The sequence below is a fragment of the Clostridium sp. DSM 17811 genome (genome assembly GCF_018861905.1).
Classification (GTDB): Bacteria; Bacillota; Clostridia; order Clostridiales; family Clostridiaceae; genus Clostridium_AD; species Clostridium_AD frigoriphilum.
This window is the reverse complement of the sequence record NZ_JAHLDU010000003.1, coordinates 124773-148307: the sequence shown is the minus strand read 5'-3', so window position 1 is coordinate 148307 and position 23535 is coordinate 124773. Positions and strand designations below refer to the sequence as shown.

General features: G+C 31.8%; 24 protein-coding genes. 4 read left to right on the top strand and 20 right to left on the bottom strand.

Features of this window, described 5'->3' with window-relative positions:
* Positions 1-103: 103 nt before the first annotated feature.
* The 9 genes from topA to KPL44_RS06030 all read right to left on the bottom strand — a co-directional run bounded on the left by topA (position 104) and on the right by KPL44_RS06030 (position 10696).
* Positions 104-2221: a type I DNA topoisomerase gene (topA, locus tag KPL44_RS06070; RefSeq protein WP_216248006.1), complete on the bottom strand. Its 2118-nt coding sequence runs from the start codon at positions 2219-2221 to the stop codon at positions 104-106.
* A gap of 47 nt (positions 2222-2268) precedes the next feature.
* Entirely contained in the window at positions 2269-3351 is a 1083-nt protein-coding gene (gene dprA / locus KPL44_RS06065) for a DNA-processing protein DprA (RefSeq protein WP_216248005.1), read from the bottom strand.
* Positions 3352-3402: 51 nt separating this feature from the next.
* Positions 3403-4926 carry a YifB family Mg chelatase-like AAA ATPase gene (locus KPL44_RS06060; protein WP_216248004.1) on the bottom strand — a complete coding sequence of 508 codons (1524 nt, stop codon included), beginning with the start codon at positions 4924-4926 and terminating at the stop codon, positions 3403-3405.
* A 244-nt stretch (positions 4927-5170) separates the two neighbouring features.
* Positions 5171-5311: a hypothetical protein gene (locus KPL44_RS06055; protein ID WP_216248003.1), complete on the bottom strand. Its 141-nt coding sequence runs from the start codon at positions 5309-5311 to the stop codon at positions 5171-5173.
* 33 nt (positions 5312-5344) lie between these two features.
* On the bottom strand, positions 5345-6865 hold the full coding sequence (locus KPL44_RS06050) for an oxaloacetate decarboxylase subunit alpha (RefSeq protein ID WP_216248002.1): 1521 nt from the start codon (positions 6863-6865) through the stop codon (positions 5345-5347).
* 34 nt (positions 6866-6899) lie between these two features.
* Complete coding sequence (locus KPL44_RS06045) at positions 6900-7934, bottom strand: biotin-dependent carboxyltransferase family protein (protein ID WP_216248001.1); 1035 nt, start codon at positions 7932-7934, stop codon at positions 6900-6902.
* Between the two features lie 4 nt (positions 7935-7938).
* Positions 7939-8673: a 5-oxoprolinase subunit PxpB gene (gene pxpB, locus KPL44_RS06040; RefSeq protein ID WP_216248000.1), complete on the bottom strand. Its 735-nt coding sequence runs from the start codon at positions 8671-8673 to the stop codon at positions 7939-7941.
* A 16-nt stretch (positions 8674-8689) separates the two neighbouring features.
* Positions 8690-9907, bottom strand: a complete 1218-nt coding sequence (locus tag KPL44_RS06035) for an NRAMP family divalent metal transporter (protein ID WP_216247999.1) — start codon at positions 9905-9907, stop codon at positions 8690-8692.
* A gap of 15 nt (positions 9908-9922) precedes the next feature.
* Positions 9923-10696: a LamB/YcsF family protein gene (locus tag KPL44_RS06030; protein ID WP_216247998.1), complete on the bottom strand. Its 774-nt coding sequence runs from the start codon at positions 10694-10696 to the stop codon at positions 9923-9925.
* A gap of 443 nt (positions 10697-11139) precedes the next feature.
* Here KPL44_RS06030 and gltS point away from each other — a divergent pair, with 443 nt between their 5' ends.
* From gltS to KPL44_RS06015, 3 genes are all read left to right on the top strand, one after another.
* Positions 11140-12345: a sodium/glutamate symporter gene (gene gltS / locus KPL44_RS06025; protein WP_216247997.1), complete on the top strand. Its 1206-nt coding sequence runs from the start codon at positions 11140-11142 to the stop codon at positions 12343-12345.
* Positions 12346-12464: 119 nt separating this feature from the next.
* Positions 12465-13355, top strand: a complete 891-nt coding sequence (locus KPL44_RS06020) for an ABC transporter ATP-binding protein (protein ID WP_216247996.1) — start codon at positions 12465-12467, stop codon at positions 13353-13355.
* Positions 13356-13357: 2 nt separating this feature from the next.
* Positions 13358-14623: an ABC transporter permease gene (locus KPL44_RS06015; RefSeq protein ID WP_216247995.1), complete on the top strand. Its 1266-nt coding sequence runs from the start codon at positions 13358-13360 to the stop codon at positions 14621-14623.
* 106 nt (positions 14624-14729) lie between these two features.
* On the opposite strand, the gene KPL44_RS06010 is transcribed toward KPL44_RS06015, so the two are convergent.
* Positions 14730-15776: an HD-GYP domain-containing protein gene (locus KPL44_RS06010; protein ID WP_216247994.1), complete on the bottom strand. Its 1047-nt coding sequence runs from the start codon at positions 15774-15776 to the stop codon at positions 14730-14732.
* A 250-nt stretch (positions 15777-16026) separates the two neighbouring features.
* Between KPL44_RS06010 and KPL44_RS06005 the strand changes: the two genes are divergently transcribed.
* Positions 16027-16395 (top strand): YraN family protein, encoded by a 369-nt coding sequence (locus tag KPL44_RS06005; RefSeq protein ID WP_216247993.1) that lies wholly within the window; start codon positions 16027-16029, stop codon positions 16393-16395.
* 72 nt (positions 16396-16467) lie between these two features.
* On the opposite strand, the gene KPL44_RS06000 is transcribed toward KPL44_RS06005, so the two are convergent.
* The 10 genes from KPL44_RS06000 to ftsY all read right to left on the bottom strand — a co-directional run bounded on the left by KPL44_RS06000 (position 16468) and on the right by ftsY (position 23483).
* Complete coding sequence (locus KPL44_RS06000; RefSeq protein ID WP_216247992.1) at positions 16468-17286, bottom strand: ribonuclease HII; 819 nt, start codon at positions 17284-17286, stop codon at positions 16468-16470.
* 131 nt (positions 17287-17417) lie between these two features.
* Positions 17418-18269 (bottom strand): ribosome biogenesis GTPase YlqF, encoded by an 852-nt coding sequence (ylqF, locus tag KPL44_RS05995; RefSeq protein ID WP_071614976.1) that lies wholly within the window; start codon positions 18267-18269, stop codon positions 17418-17420.
* Between the two features lie 127 nt (positions 18270-18396).
* Positions 18397-18744: a 50S ribosomal protein L19 gene (gene rplS, locus KPL44_RS05990; RefSeq protein ID WP_171296911.1), complete on the bottom strand. Its 348-nt coding sequence runs from the start codon at positions 18742-18744 to the stop codon at positions 18397-18399.
* Between the two features lie 168 nt (positions 18745-18912).
* Entirely contained in the window at positions 18913-19635 is a 723-nt protein-coding gene (gene trmD, locus KPL44_RS05985; RefSeq protein ID WP_216247991.1) for a tRNA (guanosine(37)-N1)-methyltransferase TrmD, read from the bottom strand.
* Positions 19632-20126 carry a ribosome maturation factor RimM gene (gene rimM / locus KPL44_RS05980; RefSeq protein WP_216247990.1) on the bottom strand — a complete coding sequence of 165 codons (495 nt, stop codon included), beginning with the start codon at positions 20124-20126 and terminating at the stop codon, positions 19632-19634. Before rimM ends, trmD begins: the two co-directional genes overlap by 4 nt.
* A 91-nt stretch (positions 20127-20217) precedes the next feature.
* Positions 20218-20445 carry a KH domain-containing protein gene (locus KPL44_RS05975; RefSeq protein WP_071613236.1) on the bottom strand — a complete coding sequence of 76 codons (228 nt, stop codon included), beginning with the start codon at positions 20443-20445 and terminating at the stop codon, positions 20218-20220.
* A 34-nt stretch (positions 20446-20479) separates the two neighbouring features.
* On the bottom strand, positions 20480-20722 hold the full coding sequence (gene rpsP / locus KPL44_RS05970; RefSeq protein WP_071613237.1) for a 30S ribosomal protein S16: 243 nt from the start codon (positions 20720-20722) through the stop codon (positions 20480-20482).
* Positions 20723-20770: 48 nt separating this feature from the next.
* A complete protein-coding gene (gene ffh, locus KPL44_RS05965; protein WP_216247989.1) occupies positions 20771-22120 on the bottom strand; it encodes a signal recognition particle protein in 1350 nt (449 codons plus the stop codon).
* Positions 22121-22130: 10 nt separating this feature from the next.
* Positions 22131-22478: a putative DNA-binding protein gene (locus tag KPL44_RS05960; protein ID WP_171296907.1), complete on the bottom strand. Its 348-nt coding sequence runs from the start codon at positions 22476-22478 to the stop codon at positions 22131-22133.
* A gap of 99 nt (positions 22479-22577) precedes the next feature.
* Entirely contained in the window at positions 22578-23483 is a 906-nt protein-coding gene (gene ftsY, locus KPL44_RS05955; protein WP_216247988.1) for a signal recognition particle-docking protein FtsY, read from the bottom strand.
* Between the last annotated feature and the right edge of the window lie 52 nt (positions 23484-23535).

Here is a 23535-nt window from a genome sequence, read left to right as displayed (position 1 = left end):
TTTCGTTTATAATACTATCACAACATTCATGCTATATCAACAGTATTAATATATGTTTCGACATTTTATTTGTCAAATATTAATCTGCCTCTACCTTATTATCCTAATTTTTCTTTTCTTCGCTATTTTCCTCACTGTTTTCTTCCTCTTTATATTCCTTATGTTTACATTCTGCATTTGAACATTCCATATAATCACTTTTAGTCTTACTATATCGTTTAACCATATATGTTCCACACTCTGAACATTTTATATCAGTTGGTTCATGCCAACTTACAAAATCACACTTAGGATAATTACTACAGCCGAAAAATTTAGTTCCTTTTTTACTTCTTCTTTCTAAAATTGTTCCACCACATTTAGGACAGGAAACATCTAGTTCCTTAGTAATTGCTTTTGTATTTTTACACTCTGGATAACCAGGACATGCTAAAAAATCACCAAATCTTCCGTGTTTTATTACCATGAACTTTCCACATTTATCGCATTCTACTTCTGTAACTTCATCTTCAATTGTAATTTTTGCTATCTCTTTCTCTGCAATTTCAATATCTTCTTTAAGCGGTGTAAAAAAGTTATTAACTATGTTTTGCCATTTTTCTTTGCCTTCCTCTACATAATCTAAATTGTTTTCCATTTGTGCTGTAAATTCTATATCCACTATTTGTTTGAAGTATTCACTTAAGATATTATTTACAATATTCCCTATTTCCGTTACTTCTAACGCTTTATTATCTTTTTCCACATATTTTCTATTAAGAAGAGTAGAAATAATTGGTGCATAAGTACTAGGTCTCCCTATACCATTTTCTTCTAGTGTTTTTACAAGAGATGCTTCAGAAAATTTTGCAGGCGGCAAAGTGAAATGCTGTTTTCCCTCAGTTTTTTCACTGTGTAAAATATCTTCTTTATTAAGTTCTGGAAACTTTAGATTATTTTCTTCATCTTCTAAATCTTCACCATAAATTTTTCTAAATCCATCAAAAGCTACTTTAGACCCGGATGCTTTAAGACTATAATCTCCATTTACTATATCTATAGATACAGTATCAAGTAAACATGTTTCCATTTGACTTGCTACGAATCTATTCCAAATCAATGTATATAATTTGTATTGTGGAGCTTTAAGTGTTTTTTTCGCAACTTCTGGTGTTATTTCAATATTAGATGGTCTAATAGCTTCATGACCATCTTGTATATTTTTTTTACTTTTAAATATTCTTGGTGTGTTTGGATAGTATTTTTCACCATATTTGCTGCAAATAAAGTCTTTTGCACTTTGTTGAGCTTCCTCTGCAATTCTTGTGGAATCGGTCCTCATATATGTAATTAACCCTACTGTTCCATGTCCCTCTATTTCCATACCTTCATATAGTTGTTGAGCAATAGACATAGTTCGTTTTGTTGCAAAGTTAAGTTTCCTATAACCATCTTGCTGAAGTGTACTTGTTATGAATGGTGGTAGTGGATTCTTAATTTTAGATGATTTTTTTATCTTACTTACAACAAATTCTTTTTCACTAAGGTTATTAATAACCTTTTCACTTTCTTCCTTAGAATTTATTTCAAACTTTTCTCCACACTTTGAATTTAATTTAACACTTAATTTCTGAGGATCCCCTTCTTTATATAATTCACATTCTATAGTCCAATATTCTTTAGTTATAAATTTTTCTATTTCTTTTTGCCTATCACAAATTATTTTAAGGGTAACTGATTGAACCCTTCCTGCACTTAATCCCCATTTAACTTTTCTCCAAAGTATAGGACTAATCTCATATCCAACTAGTCTATCAAGTATACGCCTTGCTTGTTGAGCATCAACAAGTGTTGCATTTATTACTCTTGGAGATTTTATAGCGTTTTTAACAGCCGTTTTTGTTATCTCATTAAATTCTATCCTACACTTATCTTTTTCATCTATTTTTAATGCTTTTGCTAAATGCCACGCAATAGCTTCACCCTCTCTATCAGGATCTGTTGCCAAATAAATTTTATCGCTTTTTTTAGCTGCTTTTCTTAGTTTAGATAAAAGTTCCCCTTTACCACGGATAGTTATATATTTAGGTTCATAATTGTTGTCGATATCAACACCCAATTGGCTTTTAGGTAAATCTCTAACATGTCCCATGGACGCTTCTACTACATAACTACTACCTAGATATTTCTTTATGGTTTTAGCTTTTGCAGGTGACTCAACTATAACAAGTTTTTGTCCCATCTTATCCCCTCCATCAATGTATTTTAATATAATTTACTTATATTTACTTATATTTTGTCATTTACTCTTACATAATAGTTTCCTGATAGACATAATACTTCATTTTTAATCTGCATTTCAAATAATACCTCATATAATTGTTTTATGTCAATGCTAGTTATTCTAATAATGTCATTAATATGTAATGGACTATCGCTTATAATGCTATATATTTTTTCACTAAGCTTACTATTTAAAGACCTTACAGTGGTGTTTTTTTTAGTTTTAATATCTATTCCAAGTATTTCAAATATATCATCACTAGATGTAAGTGGGAATGCTCCATCTTTAATCAACTTATTTGTTCCTTTACTTTCGAATGAAAATATAGATCCCGGCACAGCCATGACATCCTTACCTTGCTCAAGTGCCAAATTTGCAGTAATTAAAGAACCACTTTTCTCTCCAGCCTCTATTACAATAATAATGTCACCAAGAGCACTTATAATTCTATTCCTTTGAGGAAAATTATAAGCATATGGTGGCGTTCCTGGTAAGAATTCCGAAATAACAGCACCCTTTTGAACTATTTCATTAAATATTTTAGAATTTTCTTTAGGATATATTACATCAAGTCCTGATCCTAAAACTGCACAAGTGTATCCCTCATTCGTAAGACAACTCTCGTGAGCAAACGTGTCAATCCCTTTCGCCATGCCACTTATAATATTAACTTTGCTTGTGCATAAATCTGAACATATAATTTTAGTAACATCCTTTCCGTAATTTGAATACTTTCTAGATCCCACTACAGAAATGTTATACCCTTCATTTAATGGCATTATGTTGCCTTTGTAAAACAATGTATATGGTGCATCATCATAATTTTTTAATTTTTGAGGATACTCATCCTCGTAATATTGTATGGATTTTATTTCATTAGTTTCTAAATTTCTTCGTACATTATCAATTTCTTTATCACTCCAAGCGCAAGTTAAAACATTAATTAAAGTATTATTAAAATATTCTGTTTTTTTATTACGTACACCATAATACCATATTTGCTGCGTATTATGGAAATCATTTATCAATTTCAGTTTTATTTTCGGGGATAATTTAACTAATGAGAACCATATATCGTAGTCATTCATCCTTTTCCTATACCTCCTGTATATATTTTTTATAACAACTTATATTAATAATCAAACTATTTGCTCATCAATAAATTTTCTATATTGCACCGCCTCAATAATATGTTTATCTAAGATATTTTCACTTCCATCTAAGTCTGCTATAGTTCTAGCTACTTTAATGATTCTTGAATAAGCCCTTGTGCTTAAAGCAAATTTATTGTACATTAATTCAAGAATTTCACTTGCTTTTTTATCTATATGGCAATATTTTTTAATTAACTTTTGGTTCATCTCTGCGTTGCAGTGAATTTCTTCCGTACTAAAACGTTTCTCTTGAATATTTCTTGCCTCGATAACTCTTTTTTTAATAATGCTAGATTTTTCACTGCTTTTTTTACTAATTATTTTATTATAAGGCAGAAAATTAACTGCCGTAAATATATCAATTCTATCTAGTAGTGGACCACTTAGCTTACTCAAATACCTTCTTCTTTCATATTCACTACAACTACATTGACGCTCATATGATCCATAGTATCCGCAAGGGCATGGATTTAATGCACTTACAAACATGAAATTGGATGGGTATTCTATAGTTCCATTAACTCTTGAAATAGTGATTTTTCTCTCTTCTAAAGGTTGCCTTAACACTTCTAAGACATTTTTTTTGAATTCTAATATTTCATCTAGAAATAATACCCCCGTGTGAGCTAAAGAAATTTCTCCAGGTATTATTTTATTTCCCCCACCAACTAAAGCAATCCGCGATATAGTATGATGAGGATTTCTAAATGGTCGTTGCAAAACAATTCCTTCATTATTGCCCAGCTTTCCGGAAACACTATAGATTTTTGTAACCTCGAGTGACTCCTCTTGACTTAAAGACGGTAGTATTGTTGGAATCCTTTTTGCCATCATTGATTTACCAGAGCCTGGTGGTCCATACATAATTAGATTATGTCCCCCAGCAGCAGCTACTTCAATAGCACGTTTTGAACTCTCTTGTCCCATAACATCTTCATAATCTAACTCTTCATTAATTAATATTTCTATATCTTTGCCTCTCTCATAAGGCATTAAATCTTTATAATTTAAAAAGTCTACTACTTGTTTTAAATCATCCAAAGGAAATATCTTTGCAGATTTAACAAGGCTACATTCTCTTGCATTGTATGTCGGAACTATAAACTTTTCAATTTTATTTTCAATTCCTTCCATAACCACAGGTAAGGCTCCACGTACTTTTTTTAGTTTACCTGATAATGATAATTCTCCAATAAAAAGATAATCATTAATATCATTAACATTTATTTGTTTAGTTGCAAGAAGAATGCCTATCGCTATTGGTAAATCAAATAATGATCCCTCCTTTTTTAAATCGGCTGGTGCTAGATTTATAGTTATTCTATTTACCGGGAAATCAAATCCTGAATTCAGTATTGCAGAACGTACTCGTTCTTTTGATTCTTTAACAGATATATCTGCAAGTCCGACGATATTTAAGGCGGGTAGTCCCCTAGTTATATCAATTTCAACGGTAACTATAACGCCTTTAATTCCTGTAAATGCTGCTGACATAATTTGTATTGCCATATTATCACCCTTACCTTTTTTATTTCCTAATTCATATTACATAATTATTGACATAATTATCAACAAAATAACCTTACATGAAATTAAAAAAAATTAAACGGCTAAAGCCCAATTAAATTCAGGGCTTTAGCCGTTTAAGTCAATTTTATTATTTTCCCTGTCTACTTGACAGGGAGCACTCCAAGTCCCCTTGGGTGCAGTATTTTTGTTTTTACCAGTTTATTTTTGTACAAAACATATGTTCCTAAAAGGCACTTAAATCATTTATAGGAATAATATTGCTATTTTGTGTTATGGTTATCTTCTCTTCCCCAGTTGGCTCCATTACTTCTTCTATTTCTACTTCATAAACTTTATCATTTAGCGTTATCATATATTTTTTCATATTATTAACACCTTCCTAGCTAAATTATACTCATCATTTTATTCTTTTGATTTTTGATATCCTAAACTCCGAATTCGGATTGTCGCGTGCTGCCATAGCAGATGCTACAAGTGCTACTACTATTCTCTCTTCTTCGTCTACTTCATTTATTTCTTGCATTTTATAATTTGTTATTATTTCCTTATAACTATCGCAAGTACCACTGTTTATATTGTCACTTAACCTGTCCTCAAAGAATTTTTTTGAACTTCGTGGAAATAAAGCATATGATAATACATCTTCATAAGTAGTGGCCAACTCCCCAATTTCATTTTTATATTTGTCCATCTCCGGCTCTAATAAGTCTGCCGGTCTTTGAGTTATAATTTTCATATCACCTATGATTTTTGTCTTTATATCATCTTTTATAGGTGTTGATGGACTTCCATAAAGTCCTTTAACATAATCTTTTAATTCTTTTGGAATTATTTTATATCGGACGCCAGATAGTATATTAAATATCGCTTGAGTTCCTACCATTTGAATAAGAGGTGTAATTAAAGGTGGAAATCCTAAATCTTTTCTCACTCTAGGTATCTCTGTAAGTACTTCTTTATATCTAGCTTCAACCCCCTGCTCCTTAAGCTCTAATAAAAGGTTCGATAACATCCCTCCAGGAACCTGATATGTAATAATTCTAGGCTCTACATTCATAACTTTTGGATTTAATATTCCATTTTCTCTGTATTTCTCTTTTATAGTTCTAAAATAATCTGCTATTTCACCTAATAAATTAATATCTAATTTAGGATCGCGTGGACTCTCTTTTAAAGTAAGGACCATCGACTCTGTAGGTGGTTGTGATGCACCCTCTGAAAAGGGAGAAATTGCAGTGTCTATAATATCTACTCCTGCTTCAACAGCCTTTAAATATGTCATAGAAGCTATTCCGCTAGTACAATGAGCATGTAAACATAATGGTATTTTTACAGCCGCTTTTAATTTCTTCACCAATTCGAAAGCCGAATATGGCGTTAATATACCAGCCATATCATTAATACAAATTGAATGTGCCCCTAATTTCTCGAGTTTTATTGATAATTCAACATAATAATCCAAAGTATGCACTGGGCTAGTTGTATAACATATAGCACATTGACAGTGTGCTCCGTTTTCTTTAATAACTCTAATTGAAGTTTCCATATTTCTTGTGTCATTTAATGCATCAAATACTCTTATTATATCTATACCATTTTCTATAGACTTCTTAATAAATGCCTCAACCACATCATCCGCATAATGCTTATATCCTAGAAGATTTTGACCTCGAAGGATCATTTGCAGCTTAGTATTTTTAACTATTTTACGGATTTCTCTTAGTCTTTCCCAAGGGTCTTCATTAAGAAAACGGAGACATGAATCGAAAGTCGCTCCTCCCCATACCTCCATTGAATAATACCCGACCTTATCCATTTTTTCTAGAATTGGCAATATCTCTTCTGTTTTTAATCTCGTCGCAATTAAGGATTGCTGGCCATCTCTAAGTACTGTCTCAGTTATTCTAATTGGATTCACTATTTTATCCCTCCTAAGAGTTCATTTTTCTTAATTACTTAATTTCCTGTACGATTACTTCATACTCCTTATTGTTTACCCTTACTTTAAACTTTTCACCAGTTATTGCGTAACATCCTACTTTTGTCATATTTTCTCTTATAGAATCAAAGTCTTTCATATATTTTCTATATATTCTATGAGCTTCCTCAATACTTATTAATTTAAACCTGATACTGTCACCAGGCTTTAATTGTCCCACTATGTTTATATCAGGCGTTATTATTGTGGCAATTTTCGTATATCCACCAGTAGTTTGCCTATCAGCCATCATAATTATTGGAGCCCCATCACCTGGAATCTGCACAGACCCCATTGTTATTCCATCAGATATAATGTCTGCAGAAGTAATATGTGAAATTTTAGGACCAGATAATCGGTATCCCATTCTATCAGCTTCACTTGTCACTTTATACTCACAATCAAAAAATGTATTTATACCATCTACCGTAAAATAATCATCCTGAGGACCCATTACCACTCTTACAATATTATTCTTGGAGTACAATGGTATTAACTCAATTGGAAGCTTTTTGATACTAGTAAACTCATTTTCTGCTGAAGATCCAATCTTAATCTCGTCGCCAGCCTTGAGCATCCTTCCTTGAAAGCCTCCTACTTTGCCTTTCACATATGTAGACTTGCTACCCATAACCTCTTGCACGTCAATGCCATGCTCTATTGCTATATAACTTCTGCAACCACTTTGAGCTGTTTCAAAGGAAAGTTCATCACCATCTAATACCTTAATTCCAGACCACATGTCTATAGCCTTATTATTTATCCTTGGCATAAGATTGGCCCCTGTAACTGCAATCAAGGCATCACCCTCAAATTTTATTTTAAGACCGAAAAGAGTAGCTTCTAAACATGCCTCGCCATCCTTATTCCCAACAAGAATATTAGCCACTCTTAGTGAGAATTGATCCATAGCACCGGAAACAGACATACCGGATTTTTGATAATTATACCTACCGATGTCCTGAATTGTAGTATACATACCCGGCTTTAATATTTTCATTATTGTCATATGCTCACCTTCTTAACTTCTCTCTTATAATCACTTTATATTTTCCTTTTTTTTCCAAGTGTTCGATATTTTTGTATTCATTTTCATCTATTGATATAAATTTTATATAATCTCCCGCGTTTAATAAAACAGGATCCTCTCTGCAAGGGTCATACAATTTAACAGGTGTCCTACCAATTAATTGCCACCCCCCAGGACTTTCTACAGGATATATACCTGTCTGTTTACCTGCAATTCCTACACTTCCAACTGGTATTTTAGTTCTTGGATTTTGAAGCCTAGGAGTCTCTATTTTATCACTCATGCCTCCAAGGTACGGAAAACCTGGTGTAAACCCAATCATATAAATTAAATATTCCCTATCTGTGTGAATTTTTATAACTTCATCTATTGATATTTTATTGTGCTTTGCCACGAATTCAATATCAGGGCCATACTCCCCACCATATAATGTTGGTATTTCTATGACTTTAGCACCTGGTAGTTCTAATTCATGCATCTTTAATATAATGGATTTTAAAACACTTATAAGTTCATCTAGTTCCATTATCATAGGGTCATAAATTACCATAAGTGACCTGTATGTTGGAATAGTCTCGTTTATTCCTATAATACCTTCCTGCTCAATTGCAACTGTAAGACTTCTAATTTTTGAGTTAACCTGCTCTTCAATTTTATCTCCAAATTCCACAACTAAAGCTCTATCTCCGGCGATTAAATACTTAACTTCTTCATACATATTGTATTGTCACCTCCTATTTAAATAATTCAGCTATTCCACCCAATGACATATACCCCGCAACAACTGCTAATATTACAACAATATAACCCAAATACATGAGCAACTTTGAATGCTTATAGTGATCTCCTACAATATTTTTTCTAGTGGATGCGATAAGTATTATTCCAAGGGAAATCGGAAGAATCAAACCATTCAATGAACCTGCTAGAACAAGTAACTTTACAGGCTTACCTATTATTAAGAACACCAATGTGCAGATAGTAATAAAGCCTATTATACATTTTGACGTATGTTTGTCAAAAACCGGTGCAAGTGTTTTTAAAAATGATAAAGTTGTATAAGATGACCCAACCATTGCAGTTAACCCAGCTGAAAAGAGTATAACTCCAAACAACTTATAACCCAGATTGCCCGCTCCAAGTCTAAATGCTTCAGCTGCTGGATTTACAGTGCCAAGTGGCTTACCAATGTTTACAACAACCCCTAGAATCGCAGCGAAAAGAAGTATCCTCATAAGTGACGCTAACGATATAGCAAGTACTGAACTTTTGGTTATTTCTTTCACATGTTCCTCCCCTGTAATACCAGCGTCTATTAGTCTGTGCCCCCCTGAAAAACATATATATCCACCTACTGTTCCACCGACAAGCGTTAACAATGGCAAGAATGTAATCTTGGTTGGTACAAATGTCCGTAGAATCATCTCCCCAACTGGCGGATGGGTTCTAAATGCCACATATGCTACAAGTAATAATGTTCCAACACCAAGTACCTTTGCAAAAATGTCCATTGCTTTTCCAGCTTCTTTAGAACTAAACAGTATAATACCTATACCACAGCTAATAATAGCACCTATTTTAGTGTTTAGCCCAAATAGTACATTAAGACCAAGGGCCGCACCTGAAATATTTCCTATACAAAATGCAAATCCCCCAATAGTTATAAGCACTGCTAGAAAAATACCAAGACCAGGTACCATCTTGTTTGCAATATCCTGAGCCCTAAGTCCTGATACACCAATAATCTGCCATATATTGAGCTGTGCTATAAGATCTATTATAATAACAAGAAGTATGACAAACCCCAGGTTAGCTTTAAGCGATTCTGTAAATACAGCAGTTTGAGTCAGAAATCCTGGTCCTATAGCAGATGTAGCCATAATGAATGCTGCCCCAATCAGTACACCAATATTACTTTTCTTTTTAGCTTTTGTGTTTAAATTGTTACTCATAAATAAATTTTCCTCCTATTTAATAAATTGACTAAGTGGTTTTATTTCAACTTTAGCTTTGAATAGTTCTTCCCTTATAAGCCTCACAAACTGTGTTGCCTCTGGATTATCTCCATGAACACATATAGAATCTGCCTTTATGTCCACATCTTCACCGCTTATTGCTGTGACTTTTCCCTCTGTTACCATTCTAATCACTCTCGAAATAGCTATATTCGTGTCTAGAATCATAGCACCAGGAAGGCTTCTTGCAACAAGAGTTCCATCAGAATTATATGCCCGGTCTGCAAAAACTTCATTTGCAGCCTTTAACCCTTTTTCATTTGCTGCCTTTATCATTTCACTTCCTGAAGATCCAAGAACTATCAAATCCCTATCCACTTCCCATATACCTTCTATAATAGCCTGGGCTAATTTACTGTCCTTAGCTGCCATGTTATACATTGCTCCATGAGGTTTTACGTGTTGCATTTTCGCTCCTGCTGATTTTACAAAACCATATAAAGCCCCAAGCTGATATATTGTGTACTGCTTTATCTCGCCCGGAGATACTGTCATATTCCTTCTCCCAAAACCCATAACATCAAAGAATCCAGGATGTGCGCCAATACCCACATTATTTTTAAAAGCTGCCTTAACAGTATCACTCATAACCATAGGGTCACCTGCATGCCATCCGCAAGCAATGTTAGCTGATGATACATATTTAAGAACCTCTTTATCAAGTCCAAGCTTGTAAACTCCAAAACTTTCTCCTACATCACTATTTAAATCAATTATTTTACTCATACTGTTTATTCTCCTTTGTGTAGTTTCTTTATAACATAGAAACTCTAAATAGCTAAATCATCTTATTTTTTAATAAGTATACCGTACATATATACATTTTAACAGTCTGATTATGATTTTTTTATTTCCTATAATTTTTCACTTTCATAATCTGGTTATGTTTGTTACAATTAATAATATGAGTCTTTATAATTAAGGTCACATACTTCTTATCCTAAAGCAACCGGAAAAGAGTTAGAAAATACATGACTGTTAACTCCACTTAACGCAGTCTTTGTAGAAAACCCTTCTCCGATTTTTTATTTGCTGAATTTAAGATAAGATTAATCCAAATTAAATTGTGAGTTTAAAACCTTAAATAAGATTTTAGTGATGACATTAGTAATTATTATGGCTTGTTTATTACCAATACTTACAAACACATTATACTAGGAGGTAATAAAATGGCTTTAAAATTAGACATGGTTCAAGCAGCGTCCCTTGCTGTTGTTGTTCTATTCATAGGACAACAGATTAAAAACAAGCTCGCTTTCTTAGATAGGTACTGTATCCCCGCACCGGTGATTGGGGGATTAATCTTTGCAATAATAACTTTAATACTAAAGATGAGTAACCTATTAATTTTTGATATGGATATAACACTTCAAAAATTATTTATGACAGTATTCTTCACAACTATCGGACTTACAGCAAGCCTTAAATTACTAAAAAAAGGTGGAAAAGGGGTTTTAATTTTTTTAGGTATATCCGTAATACTGTGTGTTCTTCAAGATATTACAGGTGTCACACTTGCTAAAATGTTTGGTTTAAATCCGCTTATCGGTCTTTCTACCGCCTCTGTTCCTATGGTAGGTGGTCATGGAACTGCAGGTGCCTTTGGTCCAATATTTGAAAAAGCGGGTGCCATAGGTGCAACCACTGTGGCACTTGCATCCGCAACATTTGGTTTAGTTATGGGAAGCATCATTGGTGGCCCAATAGGAAAAAGATTAATAGAAAAAAATAATCTTTCGTACCCTATGAAAATTAATTCAACTACACATAACCAAGTTGTAGAAACCAAAGAAAGCAATGAAAAACCACTCCGTCATGATAATTTTATGGGAGCAGCAACTCAAATTTTGTTAGCTATGGGACTAGGTACAATTATATCACTTGTTTTAGAAGAAACAGGTATGACTTTCCCATCATATATTGGAGCTATGTTTGCGGCTGCAATTCTAAGAAATATATCTGATTGTACAAATACATATAAAGTTCACTCAGAAGAAATTGATATAATAGGAGAAGTTTCATTATCCCTATTCTTAACTATGGCATTAATGGGCTTAAAGTTATGGCAATTATCAGCTTTAGCATTACCTCTAATAGTAATGTTACTAGCTCAGACAATTCTTACAGGATTGTTTTGCTATTTTGTAACCTTCAATGTTCTGGGAAGAGATTATGATGCAGCAGTAATTGTTTCTGGTAACTGTGGATTTGGTATGGGTGCGACCCCAAATGCAATGGCGAACATGGGAGCTATGACAACAAAATATGGAGCTTCTTCAAAAGCATTTTTTATTGTACCACTCGTTGGTAGTTTATTTATAGATTTTTGCAACGCGGGTGTCATTACAACGTTTATGAATCTTCTTGCAAAATAAATAACTTCTAAACACCTTTGTTCTTTGTGAAATTAATGTCCCATCAAGCTTAATTATTAGTAAACTATTGTAAATAATGATATAATCCCCCTATAAGCTATACAGAGGGGGATTATAAAATGTCATTAGATGTATCATCCTTAGTTAAAACTTTTGGTGAAAAGACTGCAGTAGACCATATTTCTTTCAAAATCCAAAATCCAGGCGTATTTGGTTTACTTGGCACAAATGGTGCAGGAAAAACCACTACCATAAGAATGATTTTAGGAATTCTTGAAAAAGATGGTGGAAGCATTCAATGGAATGGAAAACCTGTTACTAGGGAAACTGTAAAATTCGGATATCTACCGGAGGAAAGAGGATTATATCCTAAGACTAAGATAATAGATCAGCTTTCTTATTTTGGAAAACTTCGAGGAATGGATGGAAAGTCAGTTAAAAAAGCCATAAACTATTGGTTTGACAGACTTAAAGTGACTGAATATTCAAACTCTACAGCAGAACAATTATCTAAAGGTAATCAACAAAAAATTCAATTTATAACAGCACTCATACACGAACCTGAATTAATTATTTTAGATGAACCTCTAAGTGGTCTTGATCCAGTTAATGCCGATTTATTTAAAAGTGTAATTTATGAATTAGTTGAAAAGGGTAAATTTATTATAATGTCTAGTCACCAAATGGAATCCATTGAAGATTATTGTGAAGACCTTATAATACTAAAAGATGGCAAAACAGTTCTTAATGGAAATCTAAAAGAAATAAAATCTACTTATGGAAGAACAAATCTTACAATTAATTGCAAAGAGGAAATTGAAACGCTTATTAACGACCAAGGTATAAATCTTATATCAAAAAATGCTACCGGATATGAGCTAAAAATTAAATCTGATGAGCAAGCCTATAACCTTCTTGGGGAAATTATATCATCGAAAATAAGACTTGATAAATTTGAAATTCGTGAACCCTCTCTCCATGAAATATTTATTGAAAAGGTAGGTGAATAATAATGAGAGGATTTTTTACTGTTTTAAATTATACTTTTAAAGAAAATTCAAGAAAAAAGTCATTTATTATTTCAACCATAATAACACTTATATTAACCGCAGTTATTGTTAGCATGCCAGCTATAATAAAAAACTTTGATAATACTTCGAAAAACAAAACGCAGCAAGAATCATCAAACACCAAAACCAAAGGAGTTATATTTGTAGTTGATTCTAAAGGTATTTTAAAAGAAAATTTAAATAAACTTAACACCGTCTTTTCTCAGTATAAATTTAAACCTGAAACTGCTAATAACATTGATTCCCTCAAAATTAAGGTGAAAAAAGAAGAAAATAACGCTCTTCTAATTTTAGATGAGAAAAATGGTGTGCCCACTTTTAATTATATAGTTAAACAATCTGGCAATGGATTAGATCCTTCTGCGCTAAGTCAATATGTAAAAAGTAACTTTGTAACGAACTTACTAAAAGAAGCTAAAGTGCCAAATAATATAACCCAAATGTTACAAACTGATATTTCCTTTAATGTAAGTGAACTAGGAAAAGGAAAGGTTGGTAGTTCTATATCAAGTATGATTGTAAGTATATTGCTTTTCTTTTCAATTTATTATTATGGTTATGGAGTGGCTATGTCTATCGCTTCAGAGAAGACTTCAAGAGTAATGGAACTTCTTGTAACTTCAACAAAACCTTCAATAATAATTCTTGGAAAAAGTGTTGCTATGGGTCTGCTTGGTTTAGTTCAAGTATTTATGGTTGTATGTACTGGTTTACTAACCTATAAATTAACCTTCCCTGATAATTTTTCTATAGGTGGGCAAGCACTTGATTTTTCAAGTTTTACGCCCTTTAGTATTGTAATGATAATTGTGTATTTCATATTAGGTTATTTCCTATATGCTATGATGAATGCAGTTGCTGGGGCCACAGTTAGTAAGGCTGAAGATGTTAACTCAGCGCTTATGCCAATATCCTTTATATCTATCGCTGCATTCTATTTTGGAAATTTTTCACTTGCAGTCCCAAAAGGAACCGTATCGATTGTGTCATCTATCATTCCATTTTCATCTCCTTTCTCCATGCCTTCTAGAATTTTAGCTACAGAAGTTCCTATTTGGCAAATTACAGCTTCTCTCATCTCCTTAGTTATAACCATTGCTTTTATAGCTTGGATTTCTATAAAAATATATTCCGCGGCTATTCTTCACTATGGCAAACGGTTAAAACTAAAAGATTTAATGAAGATATCAAGCAGAACTAAAAACTAGATTCTTAATAATTTATAATACTATACAAAAAATATGGGCAGTTAATAATTTATAAAAATTATTAACTGTCCATATTCATTACAGATGTTTACTTCGCGCCTTTAATTTACAACATATTTACAATACTTAAATTAATTTCCTTAGATAAATCCAAATACTCAGAATCAACACATACGATTGGTTTAGTGATAACTTGTGGTGGCACATATACAATTTCACCAATTTTCCCATTATTCAATAAAACTTTCGTACCTACATAACAAGCAGCTATATTTGATAAAAAAGTATTTACTATATGTATATCAAAACTAACACTACTTTGACTTTGAAAAATCTTAAAAGCCTCAAAAGGATGTACTCTTTTTCTGTAAGTCCTTTCAGAAGTTATTGAAGCATAGAAATTCGTAATCGCTATAATTTTGGAACATATACTCATCTCAGATCCTCCTATACCTGCTGGGTAACCTGATTTGTCTTCCCTTTCATGATGTTTTAATACAGCTTCCTTGCTTTCCATGGAAAGACCATCGATGTCTTTTATAATTTCAAAACTATAAATAGGATGTTTTTTTATCTCTTCAAATTCTTCAATTTCTAATTTTCCTTTTTTATTCAAAATGGAATTAGATATTTTTGTTTTCCCAACATCATGGAGCAATGCGGCTTGTATAAGATCTTTTATTTTACTCTCTGGTAACAGCATCCATTTCCCCAATAACATAGCGTATAACGACACATTTATGCTATGAGTAAAAGTATCCTCATCAATAGATTTCAATTCATTTAGACATCTAACAACATGATATTCATTGTTTATAGGTTCATATATAGAATTAGATATTAAATCTATTTTTTCAATACTTACATTATTACCATTGGTTAAATCATTCACTATTTTTTTGATCTCTAATATATTTCTATTATAACTCTGCTTCAATTGATTTAGATCATTGTCTTTATATTTAATAGATTCACCTATACAAACTCCATAAATCCAAATATAATCTACTTCAAATGCAATTAATTTATTTTTAATATAACTATTTATTGTAGTGTTTTCAACAACAATAGTCGAACCGTACTTGCTTACAACTTTTTGCGCAATTATTTCACCAAGTTCACACTCTAGAATAGGTATACATCTTTTTTCCATTTTGCTTACACCCCGATTGTATAATATTAGTGTTGTAAAATCATATTAAGAATACTTAGATTTTTCATTTTTAAATCAAATATAATTATACTATAATCCTTATTCATCTAATTTTCTACATAAAACTATATAATTTCCAGTTTAACATAATATTACGAGGAAAAACATTGATTTTTTATCCTTTTTATCTTAATATTATCTTATATATATATATTTGTAATTTATTCATTATTAAGGAAGGATGTTTTTCATGAAAGCTTTTAATAAAGACATTGGAACATTTGGTGAAGAAATAGCGGAAACTTTTTTAAAGAAATCAGGTTACAAAGTAATAGACAAAAACTTTAGATGCAAATGTGGTGAAATAGACATAATAGCAATTCATAAAGATTATATTTGCTTTATCGAGGTAAAAACTAGATATGGAATAAACTTTGGAATACCAGCAGAGTCAGTTACTACTTATAAGCAACGTAAAATTTATAAAACAGCTCAGGTTTATATCTTAAAGAAAAATATTATAGACAGAAATTTTAGATTTGATGTTATTGAAGTATTGTTAAATAAGGATAATAATGATTTTTTAGTTAATCATATTGAAGACGCTTTCCAATTATAATTTTAAGTATTATTAAAATAAATTTTATAAATGCACCCAGTAATCTACAAAGTGCATTTGTAAATCTTTTATTTATTCTAAGATTCTTGTTAAAAAACTTTTTCTATGTATCGGAATAATCCCAAACTTTTTTATCGCAAGTACGTGTTCCTGGGTGCCATATCCAACGTTTCTATCAAATCCATAATTAGGATACTTTTCATGATATTCTGCCATTAATTCATCTCTATATACCTTTGCAATTATAGACGCACAGGCTATACTTATACTTAACGTATCCCCCTTTATTACAAATTCATTTAAATCAGGATAATTTTTTATTCTGTATCCATCAGATAAAACTAAATCCGGCTTAGTAGTTAACCCCGCACATGATTCTAAAAACACTTGATTATTGCACCAAGCAATTCCTTTTTCATCTATTTGCTTATTATCAATAGCAATAATCCTGTACGCTAATGCTCTTTCTTTAATAATAAGCGATAGTTCTTTTCTACAAGATATAGACAGTTTTTTAGAGTCATTAGCTCTTAATATTAAGTCTTTGTCTTCAACTAATTTTGAATCAAATAATACTGCTGCTGCAACTATTGGGCCCGCTAAAGGTCCACGACCAACCTCATCTACACCAGCTACATATCTAAAGTCTCCAAAACTTCGATCAAAGTCATACATTTTCCTTACCCTTTGAATTTCTTTTTCTTTTGACTCTAACATTTTAGACATTTTAATACCTAGTTTTTGAACGGTTTTTCTCTTATCTTGCAAAAGTCTGTTTATTACATTTTCTTTTTCGGCCTTATTGGAAACGTTTTCAGTATCTCCTATACTCAAGATATATTCTTTTACTTCTTTATATTTCATGCTTGAAAAATCCACACTAAAATTCATAATATTTCTCCTTTATAATCGACAGATATCTTGAATTTGGCATCTTAAAAATATTAGAACAATTGGCTAATTTTTTAAGATGCCTTTATACTTTAATCAATATTTGCATGTTATATCTTATATGTATAAACCTAATCTTCCTTTACTCTCTCTAAAGATATAGGTCCTAATTTACCACCTCTAAATTCATCCAAAAGCATAACTGCTACTCTGTTATAGTCAATATTACCCCCTGAAATCACAGCTCCCCTTTTTTTAGCTATATTATCTAAGTTATCTAAAGGATTTTCCATAATTTCTGTAAGTTTATATCTTTCCATTAATCGCTGTGCATTATTAATTTGAAGTCTTTCTACTAATCTAAGTGCTAATTCCTCTATATCTATGACCTCATCTTTTACAGCACCTGTAAATGCCAAATTAAGCCCAACTGTCTCGTCTTCAAATCTAGGCCATAATACACCTGGAGTATCCATTAACTCTATCCCTAAGGTAGTTCTTACCCATTGCTTGCTTTTAGTAACTCCAGGTCTATCCCCAGTTTTAGTAATGTTGTTTTTCCCTAGTTTGTTTATAAACGAAGATTTACCAACATTAGGTATACCCACTACCATAACTCTCGTAACTATATTAACTAAGCCTTTTTTTCTTTGCCTATCATGTTTCTGTTTCAATAACTCATCAAGTGTGATTTTTATACTTTTTAACCCTTGACCTGTAATACAATTTACAGCAAGTGGCCTTACAGTATCAGTTGTAAGTTTTTCTATCCATTGTTTAGTAACTTTATCTTCAGCTAAATCACTCTTATTTAGCAAAATAACTCTAGGCTTATCTTTACATATCTCATCGATTTGTGGATTTGCACTTGATTTAACTATCCTTGCATCTCTAATTTCTATTACAGCATCAACAAGTTTTAAACTCTCTCCAATTTGTCTTCTAGTTTTCGCCATATGTCCCGGAAACCAATTTATGGTCATTGCCATATTTATTCAATCCTCCCTATCTTATAAATTTTTTATTTTTGTAATATACATTAATAACTTTCCCATTTATGTATGTTATATTATAGCTAAATGTAAAAAGGGACTTTTCAGCCCCCCCATTTTATCTCATTCTTTCTTTAACCTTAGCAGATTTACCAACTCTATCTCTTAAGTAGAATAGTTTAGCTCTTCTAACTTTACCTAATCTTACAATTTCAATTTTTTCAATTACTGGAGAATTAACTGGGAATGTTTTTTCAACACCAACACCAGATGCTACTCTTCTTACTGTGAAAGTTTCTCTGATACCGCCATTTTGTCTTTTAAGAACGGTTCCTTCGAAAACTTGGACTCTCTCCTTGTTACCTTCACTAATTTTAATGTGAACCTTAATTGTATCACCTACATTAAATACTGGTAAGTCAGTTCTGATTTGTTCTGCTTCTATTGATCTTATAATTTCTAACATGTGCATTCCCTCCTAAAGTTTTATTGTGACGTTCGTACTCATTAAATTATGGCAGAGGAGCGCCCGTACTAGCACAAACTATATTTTATCATAAATATATATATATATCAACATAAAATTGTCTTTTATTCTTACATGAAAGATATTTAAACTGCAAATAACTATTCATTATTCTATTTTATGTTTATCACTTAATAATTTTTTATCTTCTTTCGAAAGCTTAAGCTTTTGAAATAAGTCCATTCTTTTTTCCCTAGTGATTAAGAGTGATTGCAGTCTTCTCCACTTTCGTATGTTTTCATGATGTCCAGATATTAAAACCTCTGGGACTTTTTTCTCTTCAAAACATTCTGGTCTTGTGTAATGTGGGTACTCAAGTACCCCATCATAAAAAGATTCCTCTGTATAACTCTCCGTGCAAGATAATACTCCTGGAATTAACCTACAAATGCTGTCCACAATAGGAATACATGCCATTTCTCCACCAGTCAAAACAAAGTCTCCCAGAGACATTTCCATATCTATATAGTCATAGGTTCGCTCATCAATGCCCTCGTAGTGACCACATACAAATATTAATTCTTTTTCCTTACATAACTCTTTTGCAACATTTTGGGTAAATGTAATTCCTCTTGGTCCTAAAAATATTACTTTTCCACCATTTCTTAATTTAACATCACGAATTGAGTCAACTAATGGTTGAACTTGCATTACCATACCAGCTCCACCACCATATGGAGAATCATCTACTTTTTTATGTTTGTCAATCGTGTAATCACGAATATTATGAGATGTTATATTAACTATGTTTTTTTCTATTGCTTTTCCAATCATACTATAATTAAAAATTTCAAACATTTCAGGGAATAGAGTTAATATATCTATTTTCATTCTTGCCATTCTTTTACTGGTTTAATTATTATTATATGTTTATTAATATCTACACTAACTACAATATTCTTAAGTACTGGAATAAGTAATTCCTCTTTTCCTTTAACCCAGTATACATCATTTCCGGGTGTATTAAGGACATCAAATACCTTACCTAGTTCTTCATCTGAACCTTCTTCGAAAACAGCACAGTCAAGCAAGTCAGCAACGTAGTAGCTTCCTTTCGTTAACTTAACTGCATCTTCTCTTTTAACCATCAGATACTTGTTTCTATATGTCTCTGCTTGTTCTATGGTATCTATGCCTTCAATCTTAAGTATTGCTTTATCTGCTTGAAGTTTGCAGCCCTCAACTTTTCTAATCTCACCATCAATATACACATTTTTCAATTTTTTAAATCTTTCGAGACTATCAGTTAACGAAAAAACTTTAACTTCACCTTTTAAGCCATGTGTCTTACCTATCGTACCTACGCTCATAAACTCTTTCATTTAAAATCCTCCTTTCAATATTATTATTTTGTTTATGTTATAAATAAAACCCGATATTTAAATAAAATAAGAGTTAGGTTGAACCTAACTCTTACTTTATTTCAACAACTACTTTTTTATTTTCTTTAACAGCAGCTGCTTTTACCACAGTACGAATAGCTTTCGCTATTCTACCCTGTTTTCCTATAACTTTCCCCATATCTTCATGTGCTACAGATAATTCTAAAAGTACTGTATGCTCATGTGCTACTTCGTTTACTACTACCATTTCTGGTTTATCAACTAAATACTTTGCCAATACTTCAAGTAACTGCTTCATGGAAAACTCCTCCATTCATTACTTACAAACTTTTCTAGTTGACTGCTATTTTGCTAAGTAACCTTTTAACTGTATCAGATGGTTGTGCACCATTCTTCATCCATTTAGTTGCTTTTTCAACATCAATTTTAATAGTTGTTGGTTCTGTTGTTGGATTGTAGTATCCTATTTCTTCAATAAATCTACCATCTCTAGGAGATCTTGAATCTGCAACTACAACTCTGTAAAATGGAGCATGTTTAGCGCCCATTCTTTTTAATCTTATTTTAACTGCCATGTATATCACCTCCTTAAATCTATATCTAGTAATCTATCAAGTGTTTTATTAAAAAGGCATTTTACCAAACATTCCTTTTTTGCCGGATTTTTGGAATCCTTTTGCTTGTTTCATAAGTTTTTTCATCATTTCAAAATCTTTTATAACTTTATTTACCTGTTGAACTAAAGTACCTGATCCATTAGCAATTCTCTTTTTTCTAGATGAAGAACCACTAACCAAATTAGGATGTTTTCTTTCTGATGCAGTCATTGATCTTATAATAGCTTCACTTTTCCCCATTTGTTTTTCACCTTGAGATAAGTCTACACCCTGCAATTCTTTTTTATTGAAACCTGGAATCATTTCAACTATTTTATTAATTGGTCCAAGTTTTTTCATTTGCTGCATTGATGCCAAATAATCATCAAAGTTAAATTCTTGAGACAACATTCTATTACCAAGTTCTTTTGCCTCATTTTCATCAAACGAATCCTGAGCTTTTTCTATTAATGATAGCACATCTCCCATACCAAGTATTCTCGATGCCATCCTGTCCGGATAAAACACTTCCAGATCATTCATTTTTTCACCAGAACCAACAAACTTTATAGGTTTTCCTGTTATTGCTTTAATTGATAGTGCTGCGCCACCTCTTGTATCTCCATCTAATTTAGTCAAAATTACTCCAGTTATATCTAGCTGTGAATTAAAACTATCTGCTACATTAACTGCATCCTGACCAGTCATTGAATCTACTACTAACATTATTTCATTTGGCTTTACACTTAATTTCATATTTTGTAGTTCTTCCATTAAGTTTTCATCTATATGAAGTCTTCCTGCTGTATCTAATATAACTACATTATTACCATTTTCACGAGCAAAGTCTATTGATGCTTTTGCTATATCAACAGGACTCACTTTGTCTCCCATAGTAAATACCGGAACTTCAATTTGTTTTCCTACTACTTGCAATTGTTTAATTGCAGCCGGTCTATATACATCACAAGCTACTAATAGCGGTTTTTTATTTTTTCTTTTAAGCGAAAGAGCAAGTTTACCACCCATTGTAGTTTTACCTGCACCTTGAAGCCCTACAAGCATTATAACGGTTAACCCACTAGTCGAAAACTCTAACTTGCTTTCTGAATTACCCATTAAACTAGTTAACTCATCATTAACAATTTTGATAACTTGTTGCCCAGGTGTCAAACTTTGTAATACGCCATTACCTAAACATTTTTCACTTACATTTTTCACAAAATCTTTAACTACTTTATAATTAACATCAGCTTCTAATAATGCTAATTTTACTTCTCTCATAGCATCTTTAATATCTTTTTCGGAAAGCTTACCCTTACCTTTTAATTTTCTTATGGTATCCTGTAACTTAGAAGATAACCCTTCAAAAGCCATAATAAACCCCCTAAACATTCTCGATAATCTGTGTTTTTATGTCACATATAAGCTGATTCATTTTTTCATCTTTTATATTATTTTGCAATTCATCTAATTCTAATATTATATTGTCAAAGGTTTTTTTTAATTCATGGTCTTTATTTAATAATTTCAATTTTTCTTCATATACTAAAAGCGCGTTATCAGATCTTTTTATAGTATCATGAATGGCTTGCCTACTAGTATTATTTATTTCTGCTATTTCAGATAAAGACAAATCATTATTAAAATATAAATCCATTATGGTTCTTTGCTTTTGCGTAAGTAATTCTCCATAAAAATCTAATAATAGTGAAATTTCAAATCTTTTTTCCATTTCATCACCGACTCACAAATAATATAATATCAGAGTTTAAATGTGGTGTCAAGTAGTTTTACTTAACAGGCACATATTTTTATATTTTTTATATGTTTTTTAAAACAAAGCCTCTACGAAATCTTTAGAATTAAACTCTTGTAAATCATCAATCCCCTCACCAACGCCTATATATTTAACAGGTATATTAAGTTGATTTTTAATTGATATTACAACGCCACCTTTGGCCGTGCCATCTAATTTAGTTAGTATTATACCATCAATGGGACATATCTCCATGAACTGTTTAGCTTGTTGAATTCCATTTTGACCAGTAGTTGCATCAATAACTAGTAGTGTTTCCATATGGGCCTCACTGTACTCCCTTATAATAACTCTATTTATTTTTGCTAATTCATCCATAAGATTTTTTTTGTTATGAAGTCTTCCTGCTGTATCACAAATTAGCACATCAATTTTTCTAGCTTTAGCTGCTTGAACAGCATCAAAAACTACAGCCGCAGGATCAGAACCTTCTTGGTGTTTTATTAATGGAACCTCTGCTCTACTACTCCAAATTTCTAACTGATCAATTGCCGCTGCTCTAAATGTATCTGCTGCAGCAATAAGAACTTTATACTTTTTAGACTTTAATGATGATGCCATTTTACCAATGGAAGTAGTTTTCCCTACTCCATTAACTCCTATTACTAAAATTACCTTTGGTAGCTCTACATCCTTTATTTGCTCTTCACCTAATATATCCATTAAAACTTCTTTTAAACATGGTATAATCTCTGATGGGTCTTTTATTTTTAATTCCCTTACTCTTTTTCTAAGTTTTTCAATTACATAAACAGAAGTATCTACACCTATATCTGATGTAATTAATATTTCCTCTAGTTCCTCATACAATTCATCATCAATTGTAATTGCCAACTTTAATACTTCACTAACTTTTTCTGTAATGCTATTTCTAGTCTTTGCTAATCCATCTTTTAATTTATCAAAAAATCCTCCAAACATTTCAAGTCCTCCTTGTTTATACTTTAAAACGCAAAATGATTATTATAAGCCC